Origin of the sequence: Massilia sp. CT11-108, assembly GCF_047302915.1 — a bacterium.
Classification (GTDB): domain Bacteria; phylum Pseudomonadota; class Gammaproteobacteria; order Burkholderiales; family Burkholderiaceae_D; genus Telluria; species Telluria orientalis.
This window is the reverse complement of record NZ_JBKYMO010000262.1, coordinates 1-8,040: the sequence shown is the minus strand read 5'-3', so window position 1 is coordinate 8,040 and position 8,040 is coordinate 1. Positions and strand designations below refer to the sequence as shown.

The following is an 8,040-nucleotide window of genomic DNA, read 5'->3' as shown; positions in this document are numbered from 1 at the left end:
AGGCGGATGCGGGAGAACGGCCGGCGGACGCGCTCGACCTGTGCGGCACGCGCCGCGGCGCGCCTGCCGTGTACGGGGCCTTCGCCCGCTTTACGGCGTGCCTGGCAACGCCTTGACCCATTCGCGGGTCCACTCGGCCACCTGGTCGCGCCACGCGCGGCGCGAGAACGTGTGGTCGGCCTCCTCGAGGCGGTGCCACGTCACGCGCGGCGTGGCCAGGAGGCGTTTCCAGGCCGGCGTCGAACCGGCCACGTCGCAGAATTCGCGGCCCGTCAGGTCGGCGCCGCCGATCACGAGCAGGGTGTCGCCCTTGAACCCGTGCAGGCCCTGGCGCATGCGCTCGGGCAGCGACGCCGGTTCGTCTTCCGACGCCGGGCGCCCCGCCGGTCGGCTTGAAAGCGCGGTGCGCACGAGTTTCAGCATCGACGACAGCGAGCCCGCGTAATCGAACTGTCCGCGCGCCAGCTTGCGCCAGAATTCCGGGTTGCGCAGGCGGTCGCGGTAATGGTGTTTCAACGTCGTGCGGGCGACGCCGTCGTCCGTGCGCACCCAGGGATTCAGCAGCACGAGCCCCCGTACGCGCGCATCGTCCGGCGCATACATCGCGGCCGCGGACGCGCCGTCGCACAGGCCCCACAGCACGATGTCGGTGAGACCAGGCACGGCTTCGACGAAGGCGTCGAGCGCGGCGCGGATGTCGTCCTGGATCGCTTCGAAATCGCGTTCCTCGCCGTCGCTGTCGCCCATGCCGCGGTAATCGAAGCGCATCGCGGCGATGCCGTGCGTGGCGAGATGGCGCGCCAGCAGGACGAACTGGCGGTGGCTGCCGATGCGGTATTGCGGACCGCCGACGACGATCAGCACGCCGCGCGTACACGCCTGCGCCGGCACGGACGCGATCCCGACCAGCGCCGCGTCGCCGCAGCGGAACGACAGGGCGCGTTCGTCATACGACATGGGCGCGCTCCAGGGTGGCGTCGGCGGTCGCGTCGAGCAGGGCCGGACAGGTCGAGATGGCGGTCGTGGCCCAGAACGGCGCGCCTGTCACCGTGTGCACGTGCAGTTGTGTGCCGCGTGCTTCCCAGGCCGCCTTGACGCGCGCCGCGGCCGGTCCCGGCGCCTGCCCAGGTGCGCCGAGCACCTCGAACCAGTGCACGGGTACGGGCGGCAGCATCGCGTCGGGCGCGGGCAGGGCGTCGATGGCGAGCGCCAGTTCGGGCGTGAGATCGTAGCCCGCGATTTCCAGCGTTTCCCCGGCCTGCAGCGCGGCACGCAGCGCCTTCGTGCCGCTCTGCGCGGCCGCGTCTTCTCCCAGCATCGCGTTCGCGGTGCGCAGGCGCAGGAACTGGGTCAGGTACGTGGATCCCGCGGCCACCGGCTGCCACAGCAGCATGGGCGCGAGCGGGACGTCCGATGTGCGCGCATGGTCGAGCGCAAAGTCGAGCGCAAGCAAGGCGCCGAGGCGCAGGCCCCACAGCGTGAGCGGGGCGTCGACGCGCGCGCGCAGCCAGGCGGCGCCCGTGTCCAGGTCCTGCTTCCACAGGTCCCAGCGGGCGTCTGCGAAGTCGCCGGCGCTGTCGCCGGTGCCGAGCAAATCGATCTGCAGCACGCCAACCCCGTGCGCGGCCAGGCGGCGCGCGCCGAGGGCGGCCATGCGGCGGGTGCGGTTGAGTTCTTCGGCGAACGGCGGCACGTACAGGACGGCGCCGCGGCAGGGGCCCGCGGGCCGGTGGAACAGGCAGAAGCGCCGGTCCGCGCCGCTGCCGAGGAAGAACGGTTCCGTGTCCACCTCGGCCCGGTCCGGTGTCATTCGGCGCGTTTCGCGGCCACGAAGTCGGCCAGGCTGCCCAGGGTTTCGAAGGTGCTGGCGCTCAGGTCGTCGTCGTCGATGGCGATGCCGAAGCGCTCTTCGAGGGCGCCGATCAGGCTGACGACGGCCATCGAGTCGAGTTCGGGCAGGCTGCCCAGCAGGGGAGAGTCGGCATTGAGGCGCTGGCCGGCATCGCCCAGGCTCAGCACGTCGATCAGGGTCGCTTTGACTTCGTCGAGATACGTCATGATGGTCATTCGGTTCAGTAAGCGCCACGCCACGAGAGGGCGAGCGGTCGATTATACATTCGGGCGCAACAGGGCCAGCCGGGCTTTCAACGGTGCGGCCAGGCGGTGCACTTCGCCCACCAGTTCGTGGCGCGTGGCGCGCAGCAGGAGGTACCAGGCCAGGGCCAGCGGCAGCATCATCACGAGCAGCCGCGCCATGGCCGGGATGGACGCCGGCAGCAGCGCCGCCAGCAGCCAGGCGACGGCGCCGGTGCCCGCCGCCACGACGGCGCTGGGCAGCAGGGCGCGGAACATCATCGCGGTCGTGAGGCCGAAATACCGGCTCTGCTGGATCGCGGTGACGGGGGCGCTGGCGACCGTTGCGAAGAACAGCGCCCAGGCGAATCCGTTCAGGCTGCCGTCGAACAGCAGCACGCCGAACAGGATGCGGGTCGCCAGGGTGACGACGACCGGGAACGCGCTCAGGTACGGCTTGCCGATCGCGGTCACCGCCATCGGGATGTAGTTGAAGGCGAGCGTCACGACGGCGGCCAGCACGAGCGGCAGGATCGCCGGCACGCACTCGATCCATTTGGCGCCGTACAGCGCGACGACGACGTCCTGGCCCAGCACGGCCGTCAACGCCAGCGCGGTCCAGCCGACGCCCGTCAGCAGCAAGGTGGAACGGGCGAGGATCGGCGCCAGCGATTCGCCCTTGTGATACGTCTGGGCCAGATACGGGACGGCGCCGTAGTTCATCGTCGAACCGGCCACGTAGCTGAAGATCGACACCGTGGAATTCGCCCGGCTCAACAGGCCCACGTGGCGCGCCGAGCCCAGTTTGCCGAGCAGGATATCGGGAATCGAGTTGTTCAGCGTCGTCGCGCAGTTCGTCACGAGCGAGCCGACGCCGAAGTGCGCCACGCTCTTCCAGTGGCGGAAGCCCGGCAGCCACGGCATGCCTTTCGGGCGCAGCGGCACGTAGGCGATGCCGCAGGCGACGATGTTGATCAGGTTACCCCAGGCCATCGACATGGCGCCGTGGCCCATCTCGCCGAGGATCAGCGTGCTGGCGCAGAAGCACACGGTGCCGACGACGTGGACGACGGCCTGTTTCTCGGCCTCGTAGTGACGGGCGAGCAGGGCGCCCGTGACGGTGCCGAACGGGATGAACACGAAGCCGATGGCCAGCACGCGCATCACCGGCACGATGCCCGGTTCCTTGAACCACGTGCCGAGCCAGCCGCTGGCCGCGAACAGGGCGGCCGCGATGACCCACGACGTCGTGAACACGACGCCGGTCGCCGAGCGGATCTTGTCGTTGTCGAGATCCGGTTCGCGCTGCAGGTAATAGCTGACGCCGAAGTCGCGGAACACCTGGGCGAAATTCACGAACACGACCGTCATCGAATAGATGCCGATCTCGCTCGGGCTCAGGATCCGCGCCAGCAGGATGCTGACGATGAACTGCAGGACCTTGGTGCCCGACGTCGCGAAGAAATTAATGACCAGCGAACGACGCAAATCTGCCATGACAACGCAACCGGGGAGAGAAAAACGCGCCGGGTATCAGGCCGGCGCGTTGGAGATCAGGTGGATGGCCTGGCGCGACGTCGTCTTGTACTTGTTATTGATGAAGCGCATCGGTCCGATGAAGTGGAAGAACGCCGTCTCCGCCGTGGCGCAGTCGGGCGTGCCGTATTTCGGGAACGGCAGCGATTTCGCGGCGAACGCGTTCGCCACCAGGTAGTTCGAGGTCACCTGTTCGGTACCCCAGCGTTTCCAGTCCTCGCCCAGCTTGCCCGTCATGCGGCGCGAGAAGTCGAGCAGGTTGTCGCGCATCGTCGTCGACGGCGGGAACCCCGTGAAGCCGGAGCAGCCGCGCACGTAGCGCGCATCGCCCGGCAGGCCGACGTTGGCCATCTCGGCTTCCGACAGGGTCTGGATGTGCGCGCCCGGCTTCACCTTCGGCAGCGCGTGGGCGCGTACCGCGTCCAGCGGGCGGATCGGCGTGTCCGGGATTTCGCCCAGCACGAAGCCGGCGCCGGTCTGGATGGCCTGCAGCACTTCCGGGATCGGCTGCATGGTCAGCGTATCGGCATCGAGCTGGATGACGTAGCTGTCCAGCGCATAGCCGGAAATCGCGAACAGGCGCTCCCAGGTGCCGCCGCGCGGGATGTCCGGATGCGTGAATTCGCCCGCCTCGCGCAGGATCACGTGCGGCAGGTGGTGCTTCAGCACGGCGCGGTCGGTCTCGTCGATCGACGGATCGCACACGACCACGATGCGGGACGGATTCAGGAAATGGGTAAACGACTTGACCGCGACCAGGTAGGAATGGACGTCGCGCTGGTGCACCATCGACAGCAGCGTAAAGGGCAGGTCGCCGCGCTTGACGGGGCGGGTGTCCAGGATCTGGCGTGCGACTTTCTGGTACTGCCATCGGAAATAGTCTCGCCTGACGCGCTGGACCACCCTCTCGACTAAAGACATTCCTCGGGACTCCCTTTTCTGCTGATCGAATTCAAAGCGGTTGCGTTTGCTGGGCAATCATAGGAACCGCGCAATGTGTGCAGCGAACTCCTTGCTTTGACGCACAACATTATATGCGGTATCGACGTGCGCACGCGCGTAGTTACCATGCATTTTTGTCATTTCCGGATCGTCGACATAGCGCAGCACGGCCTGGGTGAAACCCGCGAAATCGTCCAGGCCGATCACGGCGCCGGTCTTGCCGTCGAGGATCGTTTCCTTCGGGCCCAATGCCGCGCTGGCGACGACGGGGATGCCGCATGCCATGGCCTCGACGATCGCATTGCCGAAGCTTTCGCGCTCGGCCGCGTGCACGAGCAGGTCGGCGGCGCGGTAGTACGGCACGAGGTCGTTCTGGCGGCCGGCGAACACGCATACATCGGCGAGGCCGAGTTCTTGCGCAAGCTGTTTCCACTGCGCGGCCGGCGGACCGTCGCCCACGTAGATGAAGCCGATGCGCTTGGCCGGGCGCGCGTCGATGACGTCGCGCACCACTTGCAGCAGCCGGTCCACGCGTTTTTCCGGGCGCGCCTGCGAAACGGCCAGGATCCAGAAGCAATCGGGGGCCAGGCCCAGCTGCGCGCGTGCTTCGTTGCGGTCGCCTGGATGAAACTTGACCGAATCGACCGAATTGCGCATCAGGACCACCTTGTCGCGCGGAAGCTTTTGGTAATTCAGCAGGAAGTGTTCCTGGGCGACGGAGTTGGCGAGGTGCAGGTCGTGCTGCTGCAGGCGCAGCACGCGCCGCAGCAGGAATTTCGCCACTTTCTTGATTGCGCCGTCGCGCTGGCGCGGGTCGAAACTGTCGTTTTCCGTATTGATCGTGCGCACGCCCAGGCGGCGCAGCAGGTCCAGGCACACGGTGTTCGACAGCGCGCTCATGAACACCATGACTTTTACATTATGGGTGCGCACGAATTGTTCGATCGCGGCCCGTCCGGCCGGGGACGTATCGTAGCAATCCAGTTCGACGGGTTGCAAATTCTTCGGCTGGTAGCTGGGATTGCCGGTCAGCTTGGGAAACGCCATGTACACGTTCGCCCTGTCGCGCAGGTCGGCACTTGCCCGGTCGCGCACGGCGGCGGTGAAATTCCATACGTACCCCGTATCGTCGGGATAACGCATGGTGAATACGATTCCTGGCTTGTCCGCTGCGGCCACCCTGTTCTCCGGCAATTTTGTTCGGCCGGCTTTAGTTTCACTTTGACAACAACCGGCGCGAAATTATAGCCTATTGATAAGCTATCTAAAATGCAACACTTGTAACGTGCGCGCCTCGGCATGCTTCTTTGGTCCCAAGAAGTTCCTCAGCGGCAATTCAAAGAACCGGTAGCTCATGTGCGCCAGCAACAGGATCGCGGCTTCGAACAGCACCAGCGCGGCGATGAAGAACAGGACCGGGTGGTTGTGGAAGAACGGCAGCGCCCGGGCGGCCGCGCCCAGGGCTTTTGCAAACACGTGCAGCAGCAGGCTGTGCCACAGATAGATCGAATACGAGATGTCGCCGATCCAGACCAGGACCGGATGATGCAGCCAGTGGCCGCCGCCGGTTCCCACGCTGGCCGCGACCACGAGCGCGCAAAAGCCCACGAAGGCGAGCATGTCGGCATACGGCGACGGTACGAACAGCAGGACCAGGAACACCGCGGCCAGCGCGCCGTTGGCGGCAGCGTCGGCGAACGCTGCCATGCGCCGGTGCCGGACGATCGCATACAGGCACGCGCCGGCGCAAAATCCGATCAGGCAGCGGAAGAATGCGAAACCGACCGTCAGGTTCGCGCTGCCGAAATGCATGGCCAGGAATGCGAACAGCCCGAGGATGACCGGCAGGGCGAGCATCGCAGCGGTGTTCGAGAAATAACGGCGGGCCAGCGGAATCGCAAACGGGAACACGATATACGTCCACCACTCGACGCTGATGGACCACGAAGGCTGGTTCCACGTCGTGTGGTTGAAGAATCCCATCGCGTGCAGCAGCAGCAGGTGGGCGGTAATCGACCAGTCAGGATTTTCCTGGGCCTGCTTGATCCCGATGGTGGCCAGGCCGACATACACGAGCAGCAACAGCAGGTGGAGCGGATAGACGCGCGCGAACCGCGCGCGCAGGAACCGCATGTAGCTGCCGGGCCTGACGGCATCCGCGAAATGCCTGCCGTACGCATGGCTCATCACGAAACCGCTCAGGACGAAAAAGAAATCCACGAACAGGTAGGTGTGCAGGGCAAAATCGCGGAACAGGGATCCCTGCTGTAAAGCGGGGAACACGTCGCCCCAGATGACGATCAGGTGCGCCAGCACCGTGCACAGGGCAGCGATACCCCGGAGGGACGTCAGCGCATCGAATTTGAAATCGGATACCGGATTTTCGTTTTTTGCGGGCACCATGGATTCCGATTCTTTCGTTGATTGTCCGTACAGCGGGCACGACCGCAAGTGTAGCAGCGGGCGCCGCCTGAGCTGCCATATTCTTACGCAGGTGTTGTAATGAAATCATCTTGTTCAGCCGGGTCCCGATTGCCGCACGGTTGATACTTAACAATAAGCTGTTGTGCTAGGATTGCAACATTTTTAGCGGCATCAACAAGAACGCCCGACGGCCATACTTATCGTGGCAACGTCGGGGGCATGGGACGCAAGAACGCAAGTAATGTTAACAAAAGCTCAGCATGTGCCGGCACAACTGGCACCCGGACAGCGTCCAGTCCTGCTCGTGATCGTCGACACCGAGGGCGAATTCGCCTGGGACCAGCCGTTCAATCGCAGCGCGATCGGGACGACCTCGATCGCCAGCCAGCCGCTGATGCATGCGCGCGTGTTCGACGAGTTCGGCATCCTGCCCACTTACATGGTCGACTGGCCGGTCGCCACGACGCCCGGCGCGGTCGCGACGCTGCGCCGCCTGCTCGATGCGAAGCGCTGTGAGATCGGTGCCCACCTGCACCCGTGGGTCTCGCCCCCGTACGAAGAAGCGCTGTCGGATTTCAATTCGTATGGCGGCAACCTGCCGCGCCAGCTCGAATACGACAAGCTGCGCCTCCTGACCGAAACCATCGCCGACGCGTTCGGCCGCCAGCCGCTCGCATTCAAGGCCGGCCGCTACGGCCTCGGTCCGCACACGGCCGAGTCGATCGCGTCGCTCGGCTACGAGGTCGATGCGAGCGTCGTCCCCTACAGCGCGTTTACGGAAGACGGCGGCCCGGATTTCCGCACGTTCGATGAGCACCCGTTCTGGTTCCAGGCGGGGCGGCGCGAACTGCTCGAATTGCCGGTCACGACCGGCTACTGCGGCTGGCTGCGCCACGTCGGGCCGCGCCTGTACGACCTCGCCCAGCGCCGCTGGGCACGGCGCCTGCGCCGGGGGGGCGCTGGGTCTTATACACAACAGACGCTGCCGACCAAAAGAGAGGTGTTTATATAGGTGGTGGCCGGTTGAATTAAAAAAAAATGGGGGGGGGGGGGGGGGGGGGGGGG

8 protein-coding genes are annotated in these 8,040 nt (G+C 65.7%); 1 reads left to right on the top strand and 7 read right to left on the bottom strand.

What is annotated here, in order from left to right; translation table 11 throughout:
* Positions 1-90: 90 nt before the first annotated feature.
* The 7 genes from ACEN88_RS19535 to ACEN88_RS19505 form a co-directional block, all read right to left on the bottom strand.
* Positions 91-957, bottom strand: coding sequence for a hydrolase 1, exosortase A system-associated (locus ACEN88_RS19535; RefSeq protein WP_413342188.1), 867 nt, complete (start codon positions 955-957; stop codon positions 91-93).
* Entirely contained in the window at positions 947-1,810 is an 864-nt protein-coding gene (locus tag ACEN88_RS19530; protein WP_413342186.1) for a hydrolase 2, exosortase A system-associated, read from the bottom strand. The genes ACEN88_RS19535 and ACEN88_RS19530 overlap by 11 nt, the downstream gene beginning before the upstream one ends.
* Positions 1,807-2,058, bottom strand: a complete 252-nt coding sequence (locus ACEN88_RS19525) for an acyl carrier protein (RefSeq protein ID WP_036231460.1) — start codon at positions 2,056-2,058, stop codon at positions 1,807-1,809. Before ACEN88_RS19525 ends, ACEN88_RS19530 begins: the two co-directional genes overlap by 4 nt.
* 51 nt (positions 2,059-2,109) lie before the next feature.
* Positions 2,110-3,570, bottom strand: a complete 1,461-nt coding sequence (locus ACEN88_RS19520; protein WP_413342183.1) for an oligosaccharide flippase family protein — start codon at positions 3,568-3,570, stop codon at positions 2,110-2,112.
* A 36-nt stretch (positions 3,571-3,606) separates the two neighbouring features.
* A complete protein-coding gene (locus ACEN88_RS19515; RefSeq protein ID WP_413342181.1) occupies positions 3,607-4,530 on the bottom strand; it encodes a hypothetical protein in 924 nt (307 codons plus the stop codon).
* Between the two features lie 57 nt (positions 4,531-4,587).
* Positions 4,588-5,694: a glycosyltransferase family 4 protein gene (locus tag ACEN88_RS19510; RefSeq protein ID WP_413342179.1), complete on the bottom strand. Its 1,107-nt coding sequence runs from the start codon at positions 5,692-5,694 to the stop codon at positions 4,588-4,590.
* Positions 5,695-5,811: 117 nt separating this feature from the next.
* The gene (locus ACEN88_RS19505; protein ID WP_413342178.1) at positions 5,812-6,954 is read right to left on the bottom strand and encodes an acyltransferase family protein; all 1,143 of its coding nucleotides are present in this window, start codon (positions 6,952-6,954) and stop codon (positions 5,812-5,814) included.
* Between the two features lie 283 nt (positions 6,955-7,237).
* Here ACEN88_RS19505 and ACEN88_RS19500 point away from each other — a divergent pair, with 283 nt between their 5' ends.
* A complete protein-coding gene (locus tag ACEN88_RS19500; protein ID WP_413342176.1) occupies positions 7,238-7,987 on the top strand; it encodes a hypothetical protein in 750 nt (249 codons plus the stop codon).
* Positions 7,988-8,040: the final 53 nt, after the last annotated feature.

What these genes read in the sequence shown, in the direction of transcription:
- ACEN88_RS19535 (WP_413342188.1), bottom strand. Translation starts at nt 957, where the DNA reads ATGTCGTATGACGAACGCGCCCTGTCGTTCCGCTGCGGCGACGCGGCG.
- ACEN88_RS19515 (WP_413342181.1), bottom strand. Translation starts at nt 4,530, where the DNA reads ATGTCTTTAGTCGAGAGGGTGGTCCAGCGCGTCAGGCGAGACTATTTC.
- ACEN88_RS19525 (WP_036231460.1), bottom strand. Translation starts at nt 2,058, where the DNA reads ATGACGTATCTCGACGAAGTCAAAGCGACCCTGATCGACGTGCTGAGC.
- ACEN88_RS19505 (WP_413342178.1), bottom strand. Translation starts at nt 6,954, where the DNA reads ATGGTGCCCGCAAAAAACGAAAATCCGGTATCCGATTTCAAATTCGAT.
- ACEN88_RS19530 (WP_413342186.1), bottom strand. Translation starts at nt 1,810, where the DNA reads ATGACACCGGACCGGGCCGAGGTGGACACGGAACCGTTCTTCCTCGGC.
- ACEN88_RS19520 (WP_413342183.1), bottom strand. Translation starts at nt 3,570, where the DNA reads ATGGCAGATTTGCGTCGTTCGCTGGTCATTAATTTCTTCGCGACGTCG.
- ACEN88_RS19510 (WP_413342179.1), bottom strand. Translation starts at nt 5,694, where the DNA reads ATGCGTTATCCCGACGATACGGGGTACGTATGGAATTTCACCGCCGCC.